At 59.5% G+C, this 14,590-nt stretch carries 16 protein-coding genes and 1 riboswitch; of the genes, 6 read left to right on the top strand and 10 right to left on the bottom strand.

Annotation, left to right across the window (positions count from 1 at the left end; all coding sequences use genetic code 11):
* From ERD80_RS13560 to ERD80_RS13545, 4 genes are all read right to left on the bottom strand, one after another.
* The coding region (locus ERD80_RS13560) for a potassium-transporting ATPase subunit KdpA (RefSeq protein WP_211145591.1) at positions 1-561 on the bottom strand (561 nt) is incomplete at its 3' end.
* Complete coding sequence (gene kdpF / locus ERD80_RS13555) at positions 561-650, bottom strand: K(+)-transporting ATPase subunit F (RefSeq protein ID WP_021507879.1); 90 nt, start codon at positions 648-650, stop codon at positions 561-563. The genes kdpF and ERD80_RS13560, both read right to left, overlap by 1 nt.
* A gap of 108 nt (positions 651-758) precedes the next feature.
* Entirely contained in the window at positions 759-1,922 is a 1,164-nt protein-coding gene (locus ERD80_RS13550) for an HD-GYP domain-containing protein (RefSeq protein ID WP_021507880.1), read from the bottom strand.
* 141 nt (positions 1,923-2,063) lie between these two features.
* The gene (locus ERD80_RS13545) at positions 2,064-3,458 is read right to left on the bottom strand and encodes an MFS transporter (RefSeq protein WP_058759356.1); all 1,395 of its coding nucleotides are present in this window, start codon (positions 3,456-3,458) and stop codon (positions 2,064-2,066) included.
* 435 nt (positions 3,459-3,893) lie between these two features.
* Between ERD80_RS13545 and ERD80_RS13540 the strand changes: the two genes are divergently transcribed.
* The gene (locus ERD80_RS13540) at positions 3,894-4,808 is read left to right on the top strand and encodes a sugar ABC transporter substrate-binding protein (protein ID WP_021507882.1); all 915 of its coding nucleotides are present in this window, start codon (positions 3,894-3,896) and stop codon (positions 4,806-4,808) included.
* A gap of 140 nt (positions 4,809-4,948) precedes the next feature.
* Here ERD80_RS13540 and ERD80_RS13535 read toward each other — a convergent pair whose 3' ends face one another.
* The 3 genes from ERD80_RS13535 to ERD80_RS13525 form a co-directional block, all read right to left on the bottom strand.
* Positions 4,949-5,317, bottom strand: coding sequence for a contact-dependent growth inhibition system immunity protein (locus tag ERD80_RS13535; protein ID WP_348769907.1), 369 nt, complete (start codon positions 5,315-5,317; stop codon positions 4,949-4,951).
* A 4-nt stretch (positions 5,318-5,321) separates the two neighbouring features.
* Positions 5,322-5,735: an RNase A-like domain-containing protein gene (locus ERD80_RS13530; RefSeq protein WP_136547237.1), complete on the bottom strand. Its 414-nt coding sequence runs from the start codon at positions 5,733-5,735 to the stop codon at positions 5,322-5,324.
* Positions 5,736-5,860: 125 nt separating this feature from the next.
* Positions 5,861-6,355, bottom strand: coding sequence for a GNAT family N-acetyltransferase (locus ERD80_RS13525; RefSeq protein WP_021507883.1), 495 nt, complete (start codon positions 6,353-6,355; stop codon positions 5,861-5,863).
* 63 nt (positions 6,356-6,418) lie between these two features.
* On the opposite strand from ERD80_RS13525, the gene ERD80_RS13520 reads away from it, so the two are divergent.
* Complete coding sequence (locus tag ERD80_RS13520) at positions 6,419-8,251, top strand: ABC transporter ATP-binding protein (protein WP_136547235.1); 1,833 nt, start codon at positions 6,419-6,421, stop codon at positions 8,249-8,251.
* Here ERD80_RS13520 and ERD80_RS13515 read toward each other — a convergent pair.
* A complete protein-coding gene (locus ERD80_RS13515) occupies positions 8,248-9,372 on the bottom strand; it encodes a GNAT family N-acetyltransferase (RefSeq protein ID WP_136547233.1) in 1,125 nt (374 codons plus the stop codon). The genes ERD80_RS13520 and ERD80_RS13515 overlap by 4 nt on opposite strands.
* A 185-nt stretch (positions 9,373-9,557) precedes the next feature.
* Between ERD80_RS13515 and ERD80_RS13510 the strand changes: the two genes are divergently transcribed.
* The 3 genes from ERD80_RS13510 to ERD80_RS13500 all read left to right on the top strand — a co-directional run bounded on the left by ERD80_RS13510 (position 9,558) and on the right by ERD80_RS13500 (position 12,114).
* A complete protein-coding gene (locus tag ERD80_RS13510) occupies positions 9,558-10,457 on the top strand; it encodes a LysR family transcriptional regulator (RefSeq protein WP_058759361.1) in 900 nt (299 codons plus the stop codon).
* 98 nt (positions 10,458-10,555) lie between these two features.
* A complete protein-coding gene (locus ERD80_RS13505) occupies positions 10,556-11,497 on the top strand; it encodes a glutathione S-transferase family protein (RefSeq protein ID WP_136547232.1) in 942 nt (313 codons plus the stop codon).
* An 11-nt stretch (positions 11,498-11,508) separates the two neighbouring features.
* A complete protein-coding gene (locus ERD80_RS13500) occupies positions 11,509-12,114 on the top strand; it encodes a prolyl oligopeptidase family serine peptidase (RefSeq protein WP_058759363.1) in 606 nt (201 codons plus the stop codon).
* Here the strand turns inward: ERD80_RS13500 and ERD80_RS13495 are convergent.
* Positions 12,111-12,908, bottom strand: coding sequence for a sugar phosphate isomerase/epimerase family protein (locus ERD80_RS13495; RefSeq protein WP_058775150.1), 798 nt, complete (start codon positions 12,906-12,908; stop codon positions 12,111-12,113). The genes ERD80_RS13500 and ERD80_RS13495 overlap by 4 nt on opposite strands.
* Positions 12,909-13,014: 106 nt before the next feature.
* Complete coding sequence (gene crcB / locus ERD80_RS13490) at positions 13,015-13,392, bottom strand: fluoride efflux transporter CrcB (RefSeq protein WP_021507890.1); 378 nt, start codon at positions 13,390-13,392, stop codon at positions 13,015-13,017.
* Between the two features lie 91 nt (positions 13,393-13,483).
* Positions 13,484-13,558, bottom strand: a riboswitch (Fluoride riboswitch).
* A 107-nt stretch (positions 13,559-13,665) separates the two neighbouring features.
* On the opposite strand from crcB, the gene ERD80_RS13485 reads away from it, so the two are divergent.
* Positions 13,666-14,583 carry a nucleoside hydrolase gene (locus tag ERD80_RS13485; RefSeq protein ID WP_136547230.1) on the top strand — a complete coding sequence of 306 codons (918 nt, stop codon included), beginning with the start codon at positions 13,666-13,668 and terminating at the stop codon, positions 14,581-14,583.
* The last annotated feature ends 7 nt before the right edge of the window (positions 14,584-14,590 follow it).

Below are 14,590 nucleotides of genomic sequence, written 5' to 3'. Positions count from 1 at the left end.
AAAAAACAGCGCCATCAGCAGGCTAATCGGCAGCAGCACGTAGACGGTGATACGCGTCAGGTCGCGCCAGGCGTTACCGAGCGTTTCCAGCGAACGGTTGGCAAAACCGCGCATCAGCGCAAACGCCACCGCAATACCGGTTGCCGCCGAAAGGAAGTTTTGCACCGTTAAGCCCGCCATCTGGCTGAAGTAACTCAGCGTGCTCTCGCCTGCGTACGCCTGCCAGTTGGTGTTGGTGACAAAGCTGATCGCCGTATTGAGCGCCAGATCCCAGCTCAGGCCAGGCAGATGCTGAGGATTGAGCGGCAGCGCGCCCTGCCCCATCAGCATCGCCAGCAGCAGCACAAAGCCGAGCGCGTTAAACAGCAGGATGGCCAGCAGATAGTGCGGCCAGCGCATCGCCGCGCCGTCAACGCCGGCCAGACGCCACAGCACGCGTTCGCTGCGCGTTAGCAGGGGTTTATCCGCCACCATCAGCGCCAGCAAGCGGCCCAGCGGCTGCGCCAGCACCATCAGCACCAGCAGATAGCACGCAATCAGTAAAAACGCATTCGCCGCCATCAGAATGCCTCCGCATTAAGCAGGGCATAAATCAGGTAGCCCAGTAATAAAAATACCAGCACGATGCCGGCTATCACGCCCACACTCACAGCAACCTCCAGAGGATTTGGTAGTGCAGCAAGCATGCGCGGCGCGGCATAAAGAAGGGGTAAAAAGGCGCAGAGCGGGCGTAAAGAAAGTATAAAAACGCGGGCAGATCAGGCGCTTTCCAGCGCCCAGATGCGGTTCAGGTCAACGTTGTGCCACAAGCCGCTGTCCTCAGCGCCGGTGATGGTATCGGTGCAGAAGCTGTCGCCGAGGTCCAGCGCTTCCGGTTTGACCTCGCGCTGCGAATGCAGCGACCAGAACACATGCACTTTGGGCTTCAGCAGCGATTTTTCCCCGGCCTGCACCACCAGCGCCACGCGCCCGGAAGCCAGCCGTACCAGCGAGCCCACCGGATAAATACCGATGGTGCGCACAAACGCGTGCAGCAGCGCACTGTCAAAGTGGCCGCGCCAGCTCAGCATATTGTGCATCGCCTCAGCCGGCGTCCAGCCTTTGCGATACGGGCGATCGGAGGTCACCGCGTCGTAGACGTCACACACCGCCGCCATGCGTGCGTAGAGCGAGATCTCTTCGCCCTGCAGCCGATGCGGATAGCCGCTGCCATCGAATTTTTCATGGTGATGCAGCGCAATATCCAGCAAATCTTCATCCGCATGGGCTTCCATCAGCATTTGCGCACCGACGATTGGATGCTGGCGCATAATCGTAAACTCTTCGTCGGTGAGCTTATCCGGCTTGTTGAGGATGGTCAGCGGCACCGCGGCTTTACCGACGTCATGCAGCAATCCGCCCATGCCCACGCGACGCAGCTGCTGCTCATCCAGCCCCATTTTCTTGCCCAGCGAAATCATCAGACCGCACACCGCCATGGAGTGCAGGTAAGTGTAATCGTCATGATTTTTCAGCCGCGCCACGCTGAGCAGCGCGGTTGGCTCGCGGGTAATCGATCCGGCAATTTCATCGACCAGCTCAAGGGTAAAGGCAAGATCGAGGCCCTGCCCCATGCGCGCTTCGTTGAACATCGCCAGCACCTGCGGCTTGCCCTGGTTGAAGATGCACTGCGCCTGATCCATCTCGCGGAAAAACGGCGTCTGTGGAATGTCTTTTTTCGGCTGCGGCGTGGCAGGCGCGCGCACCGACCGCTCGGGATCGATCCATACCTGCTGTATCCCCTCGTTACGGATCAGGGCGATCTGACGCTTATCGGTGATCAGCATCTGGTTGCGAATGCGTTTGTCCTTGATCCACCAGACCTCAAGCTTGTGGATAAACATGCCTGGCCGCAGCTCGTCAACGGTAATCAGCTTTATCACGATATCGCTCCTTAATATCAGTGGATGGTAAGGAGTGATATCGGCAGCTGAGCAAAAAATCTTCAGGGCGGCGTGACTGGTCGGGACAGGCAGGAACGTTTATGCATAGCGCAATAAATTGCGCCGCTACCGCGCAGTGCATTAAGCCACTTTAATGCCAGCCTTTTGCGCCCTTTTCTCTTCTGTTGCAGCGGCAGCGTTGTGCCGATCGCCTACGCGTTCAATCGGGCCCATCACCAGCAGGAACAGCAGTGCCGCGACGACACAGTGCGCACCGACGAACACCAGGCCAATGCTGTAGCTGCCGGTCAGGCCAACGATCACGCCAAACAACAGCGGCGTGATAAAGCCCGCCATGTTGCCGATGCCGTTGAAGATCGCGCCGGCGAGGCCAACCGCCTCTTTGGGTGCCGTATCGCTGACCACGGTCCAGGTGCCCGCGCCCGCCGCCACGCCTTTGCCGAAGAAGGCAAACGACATGATGGCGATAATGCCGGCGTTGGAAGGGATCACCGCCGCCAGAATCAGCGAGGCGGCCATCAGCATGCCAACGATGTACGGCGTTTTGCGCGCCCACGACAGGCTCCAGCCGCGCGCCAGCAGCTTATCTGAGATGTAGCCACCGCTGATGCCGCCCAGAAAGCCAAACAGCGCCGGTGCAATGGTGGCGAAACCGGCATCCAGAATGTTCATGCCGCGCGCCTGCACCAGATAGATCGGGAACCAGGTAATGAAGAAGTAGCTAAGCGCGATGGTGCAATACTGGCCGAGGTAGGCGCACCACAGCATGCGGTTGGTGAGCAATGTTTTGAACATCGCTTTGCTGACCGGCGGCCGTGCGCGCAGCGTGTGTGTGGCGTCGATATCCACCAGCGCGCCACCCTGTTCAATGTAATGCAACTCGCTGGCGGAAACGTGCGGATGCTGACGTGGGCTGCGCATATAGCCCGCCCAGACAAACACCGCCAGCACGCCGATGCCGCCGAGCACAAAGAATGGCCATTCCCAGCCATAACGCGACACCAGCCAGCCGGAGAGCGGTGAGAATATCGCCACGGCAAAGTATTGTGCCGAGGCAAACAGCGACGATGCGCGTCCGCGCTCTGCGCCCGGGAACCACATGATCACTGCGCGGGCGTTGGCGGGAAAGCTCGGCGCCTCAATCAGGCCCAGCGCGAAGCGCAGCGCAAACATCAGCGTCAGCGCCATGGTCATGCCACTGGAAAACTCACCGACAAATCCCATCAGCAGGGTCGAAACCGACCAAAGCGCCAGCGTCACGCCGTAAACCTTTTTGGTGCCGAAGCGATCGAGAATCAATCCGCCGGGGATCTGGCCGATGACATACGCCCAGCTGAAGGCCGAAAGGATCAGGCCGAGCTGGATCGCCGACAGGCCAAACTCCTGTTTGATCGCCGAGCCGGAGATCGACAGGATCGAGCGATCGGCATAAGCGACCACTGACAGGAACAGAATCAGGCAAAGGATCCAGATACGCACATGGCTGTTCTGGCTGCGGTTTTTGCGTTGCAACATAGGCTGAATTCCTTGATGGAGGAGCATCCTGCCCCGAAGCGATGATGGTCAGGAATACCGCGCAGATTTCCCTGTTCAGCAACTATAGGAAGCCAGTGTTGCTCTGGTCATTGTGCGAATGAAGGAATCCGCGCGGCGAAACGGCGCGGGTTTTGGTCGCTGACACAAAGCCGGGTGCGGTAGCGCACAAAATCTTTAATCCGTGCTGGCTTTCGCCGCGGAATGTGCGCCAGCGCTGAGAAAAGAGTTTGCGCGATCACTATGAGCAGGCAAAGCATCCATGCGCGTCGGGCAAATTGTGCGCTGCACAGCAAATTACTACGCAGCAGATTGCCAGCTCTGCTGCCGGCTCGTAGGCTGAAAATGATTTCATTGAGCCATTTTTAACACCAATGAAAAATTTATTCTAATAAACAGCTTACTCTGGAGTCTGCGATGAAAACCCTCAAGGCGATACTGTTACTTGGCCTGCTGACCAGTTCGGCCTCCGCGCTGGCGGAGAAGATCGGCGTGTCGATGGCCTATTTTGACCAGAACTTCCTTACCATTATTCGTCATGCCATTGATAAAGAAGCTAAAGCGCGCGGGCTGGATGCCCAGTTTGAAGATGCGCGCGGCGACGTCGGCCGCCAGACCGACCAGGTGCAGAGTTTTATCAGCGCCGGCGTGGATGCCATCATCGTCGATCCAGTGGATTCCGCCAGCACACCGCAGCTGACCAGACTGGCGCAGCAGGCGAAAATTCCGCTGGTGTACGTCAACCGCACGCCAGGCGATAAAACCCTGCCGCCCGGCGTAGTGTTTGTCGGTTCGGACGAACGCGAATCCGGCACGCTGCAAATGGAGGCGCTGGCTAAGCTGGCAAATTATAAAGGTAACGTGGCGATCATGATCGGCAACCTGACCGATGCCGGCGCGCTGCAGCGCACCAAAGATGTCGAGCAGGTGGTGGCGAAATACCCAGGCATGAAAGTGGTACAGAAGCAGCCAGCAAACTATGCGCGCAACGAAGGCATGGACCTGATGCTCAACTGGATTGGCAACGGTGAAGCGATCGATATCGTCGCGGCCAATAACGATGAGATGGCGATTGGTGCGGCAATGGCGCTGGCAAAGAGCAATAAAAAGATTCTGGTGGGCGGCATCGACGCCACGCCGGACGGCCTGAAGGCTCTGGCGCAGGACAAGATGCAGGTGACGGTGTTTCAGGACGCCATCGGTCAGGGCAAAACCTCGGTAGACGTGGCGCAGAAGCTGATTAAAGGCGAGAAAGTGGCTTCACACGTGTGGATCCCGTTCGAGCTGGTGACCAAAGAGAATATGCAAAAGTACGTCGAGCGCAGCCAGTAGCCGACGGACACTGCCGGGGCACGATTGTGGCAAGCTGGGTTGCCTGGTGCGCATCAATGCGCACCCTACGGGCTACCTGTAGGGTCGCTATTTATGGCGACCTGGTTCGTCGTTCAGATGGTGGGCCACTTCCAGCAGTCTTAGCTGAGCTGATCGGATTGTTCAGCCAGCGCTTTGCTTAGTTTTGTGCGTACCCTATGCAGAAAATCGACAGTAGTGGTGCCCCATAAATGAGGATCAAACTCGTCCTGAAAATACGCTTCGAATGTCGTTTCTGGATCCGAACTTTCACTCAAAAAAAGATCAATATCCGCCGCTAGCCCCTGCCAACTGGCGGGATGCTCGTTGCGTATAAACGCATCAATTTTTGGCTCGATTTCATCACTATCATCGATAAGGTCATAGTCCTGACCAAAATATATCGTAATGAAACAGCCTAGCTCATTGAAATTTGAACGGTTCATGTCAGGCCTTAGGAAACGCAGTAAGAATAAAATAGGGTTTTCCATGCCACTACTCAAAACGAAGCACCAGCCAAACCCTATAGCAGCGAATAACGTCCGGGGAACCACGACGAATCATGATACCTGTCTGAGTGGCAAAAATTCTCTCCAGCTCCATTTTGGCATTCATTCCGGGAGGGAGATGTTTTACCCACATTTCTATCTGGTGGCTATTGTCCCTGATTACCCGACTAATTAGCTGCTCCGCCTCATTCACTGTCCTGAAGCTACTGGTCGCGTAAAGAGAGGGCCTGCGTTCCAGCCTGGCAACTAACTCTTCAGCTGTTTTACCAATATGGCGTTCAAGCGTGTGTCCGCCAGTGCTGCCCGCTAGCGCTTCATGAACCGCCAGGTTGATGCGACCAGAGCGTACAGCAGCAACGCGCACCGTACGGGTAGCCTGTAAACGCCACAGGGGCGCCATTTATGGCGACCTGGGTTGCCTGGTGCGCATCAATGCGCACCCTACAGATATTCTGTGAACACTGTAGGGGCGCCATTTATGGCGACCTGGTTACCGGGCGCCCCGGTTCCAGGCCGACGCAACCATCACTCGCGCAGTATCGCCATGACGATAATGTCGTGGTACTCGCCCTCGCGCAGGCAGGCTTTGCGCTTCACGCCTTCCTGCTCAAAGCCCAGGCGCTGATACAGACGCAGCGCGCGCTGGTTGTCGTGAAACACTTCCAGCTCAACGCGAATCACGCCCAGCCAGTTAAAGGCATAGTCGATACCCGTGCGGATCAGCCGCTCGCCGATGCCACGACCGCTAAACGCCGGATCGACGCCAATACCAAAACTGATGCTGTGACGCGTACGCGGCCGCTGTTCGGTAAACAGCGTCAGCTCGCCCACCATCTGCCCGTCGATTTCCGCCACAAAACCGATATAGCCTTCGCTGTCCATACGCTCGAATTTTTTCTGCCAGGTGGCGACGCTGGGAAACGGCAGCTGCGTGGTCCAGCGATACACCTCGGGATGACTGTATAAACGTTGATAGGCGGCGGCATCGCCCGGTTCGCGTCCGCGAATCTGCAAATCCATGTCGATAATCCCTGTTCAGTTGCACTAAGCTGTTAACTCTCACCGATCGGAAAGAGTGGCCTTATGTTGTATCGTCGTTTTGAACGTTTTATCAATATCTTTCAGGATGCCCCCACCGATTCCCCACCCGCCAGCGTGTGGCCGTTTTACCTCTATTATCTGCGTCAGGTGTGGCCAAGTTTTGTCGCGCTGCTGATTGTCGGACTGGCGCAGGCGCTGATCGAAGTGGCGCTGTTCAGCTATCTCAGCCGTATTATCGATCTGGTCAATCACACCACGCCCGCTACGCTGTTCAGCGATAACTGGCCGATTCTGCTGTGGATGGCGGCAGTGGCACTGATTCTACGGCCGGTAGTAATCGCGCTGCACGATATGCTGGTACATCAAAGCATTAACCCCAGCATGACCAGCATGATTCGCTGGCAGCATCACAACTATGTGCTGCGGCAGAGCCTCAATTTCTTCCAGAATGATTTTGCCGGCCGTATCGCCCAGCGCATCATGCAAACCGGTAACTCGCTGCGTGACTCGGCGGTTCAGCTGGTGGATGCCATCTGGCACGTAGTGATTTACGCCGTGACCTCACTGGTGCTGTTCGCGGAAGCCGACTGGCGCCTGATGATTCCGCTGATCGTCTGGATTGTGGCGTACAGCCTGTCGCTGCGCTTCTTTGTGCCGCGCGTCAAGCAGCGCTCGGTGGTGTCATCCGAGGCGCGCTCGAAGCTGATGGGCACCATTGTTGACGGTTACACCAACATCGCTACCCTGAAACTGTTTGCCCATAACGATCTGGAAAAACGCTACGCGCGCGACGCCATTCAGGAGCAGACCGACAAAACCCAGCACGCCAGCCGCATGGTGACCAGCATGGATATCACGCTGTCGACGCTCAATGGCCTGCTGATTGTCAGCACCTCCGGCCTCGCGCTGTGGCTGTGGAGCCAGTCGCTGATCAGCGTAGGCGCCATCGCGCTGGCCACCGGGCTGGTGATTCGCCTGGTGAACATGTCCGGCTGGATCATGTGGGTGGTGAACGGCATCTTCGAAAACATCGGCATGGTGCAGGATGGCCTGAACACCATTGCGCAACCGCTCAGCGTGCAGGATGCGCCGCAGGCGAAAAAGCTGCAGGTGATGCGTGGCCAGATCCGCTTTGAGGATGTGCGTTTTGACTACGGCGGCGGCCGCCAGGTGATTAACCGCCTGAATCTCAATATCAAGCCTGGCGAGAAAATCGGTCTGATTGGCCCGTCCGGCGCCGGTAAATCGACCCTCGTGAACCTGCTGCTGCGGCTGTATGACATCAACGGCGGGCGCATCCTGATTGACGATCAGGACATCGCGCAGGTCACACAGGCGAGCCTGCGCAGTCAGATTGGCATGATCACCCAGGATACGTCGCTGCTGCACCGCTCGATTCGCGAAAACCTGCTGTACGGTCGCCCGGATGCCAGCGAAGCCGAACTGCAGGCGGCGATTGTGCGCGCCCGCGCCGACGAGTTTATCCCGCTGCTCTCCGATCCGCAGGGCCGTACCGGGCTGGATGCGCACGTCGGCGAGCGCGGCGTCAAACTCTCTGGCGGCCAGCGCCAGCGTATTGCCATCGCCCGCGTGCTGCTGAAAGATGCGCCGGTTCTGATCATGGATGAAGCCACGTCGGCGCTCGACTCGGAAGTGGAAGCGGCGATTCAGGAGAGCCTGGAGACGCTGATGCAGGGCAAAACGGTGATCGCCATCGCCCATCGCCTGTCGACCATCGCGAAAATGGACCGGCTGGTGGTGCTGGAGAACGGCGGCATTGTTGAGATGGGTAACCATCGCGAACTGCTGGCGCACGGCGGGCTGTACGCGCGCCTGTGGCAGCATCAGACCGGCGGATTTGTCGGCGTCGATTAATCGCCGCGCCGGTAAGGCAGGGCGTCGCGCGCTTCCTGTGCCCAGGCGCGTACCCCTGCCCGCTCCTGCTGCAGAAAATCCCCGACCGCGTCACGCAGCCCCGGATGGCACAGATAGTGCCAGGAGTGGGTGAGTTGCGGTTCAAAGCCGCGCACCAGCTTGTGCTCGCCCTGCGCACCGGCATCAAAGCGCTGCAGCCCTTCGGCGATGGCGAAATCCATGCCCTGGTAGAAACAGGTCTCGAAGTGCAGCCGGTCAAACTCCGCCAGACAGCCCCAGTAGCGGCCATACAGCGTGTCGTCATCCACCAGACAGAAGGCCATGGCCGCGGGCTGCTGCTGTAGCGTGGCGATCACCACGCGAATCGCCTGCGGCATCCGCTCCGCCAGCAGGCTGAAGAAGGAGCGCGTCAGATAGGGATGCTGGCCGCGCACCGCGTAGGTGTTGGCGTAGCAGGTATACACAAAATCCCACTGATCTTCACGCAGCTCATCGCCGCGATACCAGTTAAACGCAAAGCCGCTGCTGGCCACCTGTTCGCGCTCTTTGCGCAGCTGCTTGCGTTTGCGCGACATCAGCGTGTCGAGAAAGTCGTGAAAATCGCGGTAGCCGCGATTGTGCCAGTGATACTGCACGCCGAGGCGCGCCAGCCAGTCCGGCTGGGTTGCCAGCAGCACGTTGGCGTGCGGCGTGGTGAAGTTGATATGCGCCCCGCTTAAGCCGTGCCGCTGCAACGCATCGGGCAGCGCTTCCAGCATCGGGATGATGGCCGTCTCGTCGCCCAGCAGACGCGCACCGGTCACCGGGCTGAACGGAATGGCGCCGAGCCATTTGGGGTAATAGGCGATGCCGGCACGCTGGCAGGCATCGGCCCACGCGTGATCGAACACATATTCGCCCCACGAGTTGTTTTTACGGTAGCCCGGCAGCGCCGCACGCAGCCTGCCGTCTTCGCGCCACAGCAGATGATCCGGCTGCCAGCCGTTTTCCGCGCGCACGCTGCCACTCTCTTCCAGCGCGAGCAGGAAGGCGTGACGCAAAAAAGGTTGATTGTCAGGTAACAGCGCATCCCATTCGGCAGCGGTGATCTCCGCCAGCGATGACAGGTGAAGCAAAGGCATTGTTGGCTCCCGGCCAGCTTAAGGCGAATGCCTAGTTCAGCAGGTTTTGCCGCCGTGCGAAAGGTGCGGCGCACTGAATGTAAAGCGGGTCGTTGCGCCATGCTGCGCACATTGCTGCCGCGGCCCGTGCCACGATTTTTCACTTCGCCTGTGTATACTCACCCTTTTCCCTTGCAGGAAATGCCATGGATCGTCTTGATTGTGATCGCATGTTTGTCGCCGTACTCGAAGTCGGCAGTTTTGCCGGTGCCGCCGCCCGGCTCGGCACCAGCAGCGGCCAGGCGTCAAAGCTGGTGTCGCGTCTGGAGCAGCAGCTTGGCGTGCAGCTGTTCAAGCGCAGCACACGGGCGCTGTCGCCCACCGAGATCGGCCGCGCCTATTACGAGCGGGTGAAAACCCTGCTGGAGGCGTTCGACGCGCTGGATGCCACGGTGCAGGAGAATGCCCGCTCGCCCACCGGCCGCCTGAAGATTAGCGCACCCGGCACCTTCGGCACCGCGGTGCTGGCCAGCGTGCTGGTGGCGTTCGCGCGTCACTATCCGCTGATTGAGCTGGACGTCAACTTCTCCGACCGCGCCGTGAATATCGTCGATGAAGGCTTCGATATGGCGATCCGCATCGGCAAGCTGGACGACAGCAGCCTGATTGCGCGCCGTCTGGGCGAGGTGCCAATTCGCCTCGCCGCCGCGCCCGGCTATCTGCTGCAGCACGGCACGCCGCAGCACTGGCGCGATCTGGCGACGCATCAGTGCATCAGCGATACCAACTTTCGCGATCCCTGGCACTGGCCGTTCGTCACGCCGTGCGGCGACAGCGTCAGCATGCCGATTCGCGGCCGCCTTTGCTTCTCCAATACCGAAGCCTGCCTGCAGGCGGCGCTGGCCGGCCTCGGCATTGCACGTCTGCCCGGTTTTATCGCTGCACCGGCGCTGCAGCGGGGCGAAATCGTCACGCTGCTGGAGGACTTTGCGCCGCCAGCCATGGGCCTGTTTGCCCTGTATCCGCCCGCGCGCCATCTGGCGCAGAAAACCCGCCTGCTGATCGACTTTCTGGCCGAGCACTTCCGCCTGCATCCGCCCGGCTGATTCCTTCCATTCTGGAAACAATCAAAGCCGTTTTGCCCGGATTATCAGCATAACGGCAGCACGGTAAGCTGCTGACATCACTTTAGAGGAGCAGAGCGATGTTGGTAAACGGTAAGTGGAGCGCAGAGTGGCATCCGGTTCAGGCCACCGATAAACAGGGTGGCTTTGTACGCCAGACTTCCAGCTTTCGTCACTGGATTAGCGCCGATGGCAGCAGCGAATTTGCCGCCGGGCCGGATCGCTATCATCTGTATGTCGCGCTGATCTGCCCATGGGCCTCGCGCACGCTCATTGCGCGCAGCCTGAAAGGGCTGGAGCAGATTGTCAGCGTGTCGGTGGTTGAGCCGCAGCTTGGCGCGCAGGGCTGGCGCTTCGGCGATTATCCCGGTGCCGATCGCGACCCGCTGAACAACGCTGAGTATCTCCACCAGCTGTATACGCGCGCCGACGCCGACTTCACCGGGCGCGCGACCGTGCCGGTGCTGTGGGATAAAAAAACCCAGACCATCGTTAACAATGAGTCGGCGGATATTCTGCGCATGTTCAACAGCGGCTTTGGCGATCTGGCAGACAACCGGCTCGATCTCTACCCTGAGGATCTGCGCCCGGAGATCGACGCGCTGAACGCAACGATCTACCCGCGTCTCAATAACGGCGTTTATCGCACCGGTTTCGCTACCACCCAGGTGAGCTATCAGCAGGCGTTTAATGAGGTGTTTGAGCAGCTGGATGAGCTGGAGCAACGGCTGAAAGATGGCCGCACTTTTCTGCTGGGTGAACGACTGACCGAAGCCGATATCCGCCTGTTCGTGACCCTGATACGCTTTGACGTCGCCTATCACGGCCTGTTCAAATGCAACCTGCGCCGCCTGCGCGATTACCCGCTGCTCGATCGTTATCTGAAGAGTGTGCTGGCGGTCTCCGGCGTGCGGCAAACGGTGAACATCGACCACATCAAACAGGGCTATTATTCGATTAAAGCGCTGAATCCCAACGGCATCGTGCCAGCGGGACCGGATATGGCGGACTACGGTTTTTAAGGAGCAGGGCAATGGCAAAAGCGTTAGTGGTGTTTTTACATGGCGTCGGCAGTAATGGCGCGGATTTGGCGGTGCTGGGGCAACACTGGTCAGCGCTACTGCCCGACGTGGCATTTGCCGCGCCCGATGCGCCCTTTCCCTTTGAGCACGCGATGGGCTATCAGTGGTTCAGCCTGACCGGCATCACGCCGGAAAACCGTCCGGCACGCGTACGGGCTGCGCGCGACGCCTTTGACGCCACGCTGCAGCAGTTGATGGCGCAGCACGCGATGGCCGGCGCGTGGCAAAAGGTGATTCTGGTGGGATTCTCGCAGGGCTCGATCATGGCGCTGGATGCGCTGGCCTCCGGACGCTATCCGCTGGCTGGTGTGGTGGCCTTCTCCGGTCGCCTGGCCTTTGACGAGGCACTCACGCCGCCGCCGCATGCCTCCGCGCTGCTGATTCATGGCAAAGCCGATGAGGTCATCCCGTTCAGCGAAACCGTCTCCGCCGCGCAGCGCCTGCAGAGCGCGGGCGTCGCGGTCACCGCACAGTATGAACCCACCACCGGTCACACCATTTCCAGCCACGGCGCAATGCAGGCAGCGGCCTACATCGCCCAGTGTCTGCAGGATTAAGGCCAGTAGCGCTGCAGCGCCTGCCACGCCTGACGCGCGGCCGCTTCCGGCGGCTGTGCTTTGAGGCGATCGTTAAACACTTCGATGCCCACCGGACCGCGATAGCCTGCACTTTTCAGCTTATCGACAAAGCGTTCCACTTCAATGATGCCGTCGCCGGGCAGTAAGCGCTGATGGCGCGCATAGTCGCTCAGCGCCTGCTTCTCCTGCGGTGGCATCTGCGCCATATCGCACAGCTGCACTTCATAAATGCGGTCGGCCGGAATGCCGTCGAGCTGAGAGGCATCGCCACCGCGTGCGCAGATGTGGAACAGATCGACCACTAGCCCGATATTGGGCTGATCCAGCCGCTGCAAACGCTGCCACGCCAGCGGCAGCGTATTATCGACGCTGCACCACGCCATCGGTTCATACATGATGCGCATGTTATAGCGCGCGGCTTCCGAGGCCAGCCAGCGCAGATCCTCATCAATGCGCTCCGCAACGCAGTCTTCGCGCGTGGTCGCCGGCGCCTGAATGGTATCGCAGCCCAGCGATTGCGCGACGCGAATGAAATCACGCAGTTCGGCGCGCTTTTGCAGCCGTTCGCTGTCCGGCGCGCCGGTAAAGTCACGCAGCACCTGCAGATTGGTAAAGCCCAGGTTCAGCTGCGCGGCCAGCGCCGCCGTGTGCTCAGTAACCTCTTCCCGCCACATTTCAACCTGATCGAACCCGGCGGCACGCGCCGCCTGCAGCTTATGCGCCGATTCACCGTTTAACAGCACCAGGTTAAGGAATTTCGGGTTTGCAGACATCAACAGCTCCTTAATCATCCGGATAAAGCGGTGACAGAGGCTGTGCGCCACCCGCACAGCATCCTGATCAGTATCCCCCTCTTAAGGGTGATTTCAAGCGTGTCGTTTAGCCCAGCAGATTCACCACGGCGAAACCGGCAAAGGTCATCAGCAATGAACCGATGACATGCACCATCACGCTCGACATTGCCCACAGGTATTTTCCTGATTGTAGCAACACCACGATCTCGGCCGAGAAGGTCGAAAACGTCGTCAGCCCGCCGCACAGGCCGGTGACGATCAGCAGCTTCCATACGGGATCGATGTGCGGATTGCGCACAAACCACGCCATCGCCGCGCCAATAATAAAGCCACCGACCAGATTAACGATCAGCGTCCCTGGCGGCAGGTTGGGGAATAACGTATTGAAACGCAAAGAGATAAGCCAGCGCAGCGTGCAACCGATGGCACCACCGATCATGACCGCGAACAGCGACTTCAGCATAGTCTGGAGCTCCTGAATTGAGATACGCGCAGGGCCGCGGCAGGACAGAAACTACACCTGACACACCGCCGTCTCCCGCGCAGGGATAAGCAAGTTGTCAGGCGTCATCAGCCGTCTGTAACCAGAGGGCGGTTGGGTAAGGTGGCACGCCATCACCTCAGAGGCACGATAATACGCTGGCGCGGCGGAGGTGACAATATTCAACTGCTGTCAGCGTATCGTCGGGAACGATTATGTTTTACCGTGGCAGACATCATCAGCAAGGAGATTCCGATGCGTACCCTGATTTTTGATACTGATATCGGCGTGGATGACGCCTTTGCGCTGGCGTATGCGGCGCGCACGCAGCGGCTGCTGGGCATCACCACGGTGTTTGGTAATGTCGCGGTTGGCCAGGCGGTAAAAAACGCCCGGCTGTTCTGTGCAAAGATGAACATCAGCGCGCCGGTGTATCGCGGCTGTTCGCGTCCGCTGGCGCTGGCCCCTTCCGCACCAGCGAGCCTGCACGGCGCAGACGGTCTCGGCGATGCCTTCGATAACCCGTATAGCGATACTGCCGACAGCGCGGTGCAGTTCATCATCGACAGCGTACGCGCGCAGCCGCACGCGATTACCCTGGTGGCAATCGGGCCGCTGACCAACATCGCCTGCGCCATCAACCAGGCACCAGACATCATTCCGCTGGTGAAAGAGCTGGTGATCATGGGCGGCGCGTTTGGCACCGACGGCCACGCCGGTAACGTGACGCCGTTCGCCGAGTTCAATATCTGGAAAGATCCGCATGCCGCCGATCAGGTGCTGGCCTCGGCGCTGCCGGTGGTGATGCTGCCGCTGGATGTGACGCACAAGGTGCTGATCAGCGGTGAAGAAGTGCGCCAGCTGAATCAGCCGGTATTGAGTGCCATCTGCCGGCCTTATCTGGCTTACAGCCTGCAAAAAGAAGGATTTGATGGCATGGCGCTGCACGATACCCTGACGCTGTCGTGGCTGGCGCTGCCGCAGGCGTTCAGCGTGACAACAGCGCCGGTGCGCGTGGTGACCGAAGGCATCAGCCGCGGCCAGACGCTGCAGCGCGTGAGCACCCTCGCCTCGCGCGACGATCCGTTCGCCGGCCTGCGCGCCCAGCGGTTGTGTCTGGGCGTCGATGCCGAGGCGGTACGGCAACATTTTTTTGCCACGCTGCGCGCCTGACACGCTC

It is taken from the genome of Pantoea sp. R102 (genome assembly GCF_004916815.1).
GTDB classification, from domain to species: domain Bacteria; phylum Pseudomonadota; class Gammaproteobacteria; order Enterobacterales; family Enterobacteriaceae; genus Pantoea; species Pantoea dispersa.
The sequence above is the reverse complement of the archived record's forward strand: the minus strand, read 5'-3'. Positions and strand labels throughout refer to the sequence as shown.

Coding starts and splice junctions, on each gene's coding strand:
- crcB (WP_021507890.1), bottom strand. CDS start 13,392: ATGCTGAAGTCGCTGTTCGCGGTCATGATCGGTGGTGCCATCGGTTGC.
- ERD80_RS13505 (WP_136547232.1), top strand. CDS start 10,556: ATGTTGGTAAACGGTAAGTGGAGCGCAGAGTGGCATCCGGTTCAGGCC.
- ERD80_RS13535 (WP_348769907.1), bottom strand. CDS start 5,317: ATGGAAAACCCTATTTTATTCTTACTGCGTTTCCTAAGGCCTGACATG.
- ERD80_RS13525 (WP_021507883.1), bottom strand. CDS start 6,355: ATGGATTTGCAGATTCGCGGACGCGAACCGGGCGATGCCGCCGCCTAT.
- ERD80_RS13495 (WP_058775150.1), bottom strand. CDS start 12,908: ATGTCTGCAAACCCGAAATTCCTTAACCTGGTGCTGTTAAACGGTGAA.
- ERD80_RS13515 (WP_136547233.1), bottom strand. CDS start 9,372: ATGCCTTTGCTTCACCTGTCATCGCTGGCGGAGATCACCGCTGCCGAA.
- ERD80_RS13520 (WP_136547235.1), top strand. CDS start 6,419: ATGTTGTATCGTCGTTTTGAACGTTTTATCAATATCTTTCAGGATGCC.
- ERD80_RS13485 (WP_136547230.1), top strand. CDS start 13,666: ATGCGTACCCTGATTTTTGATACTGATATCGGCGTGGATGACGCCTTT.
- ERD80_RS13545 (WP_058759356.1), bottom strand. CDS start 3,458: ATGTTGCAACGCAAAAACCGCAGCCAGAACAGCCATGTGCGTATCTGG.
- ERD80_RS13500 (WP_058759363.1), top strand. CDS start 11,509: ATGGCAAAAGCGTTAGTGGTGTTTTTACATGGCGTCGGCAGTAATGGC.
- ERD80_RS13540 (WP_021507882.1), top strand. CDS start 3,894: ATGAAAACCCTCAAGGCGATACTGTTACTTGGCCTGCTGACCAGTTCG.
- ERD80_RS13510 (WP_058759361.1), top strand. CDS start 9,558: ATGGATCGTCTTGATTGTGATCGCATGTTTGTCGCCGTACTCGAAGTC.
- ERD80_RS13530 (WP_136547237.1), bottom strand. CDS start 5,735: ATGGCGCCCCTGTGGCGTTTACAGGCTACCCGTACGGTGCGCGTTGCT.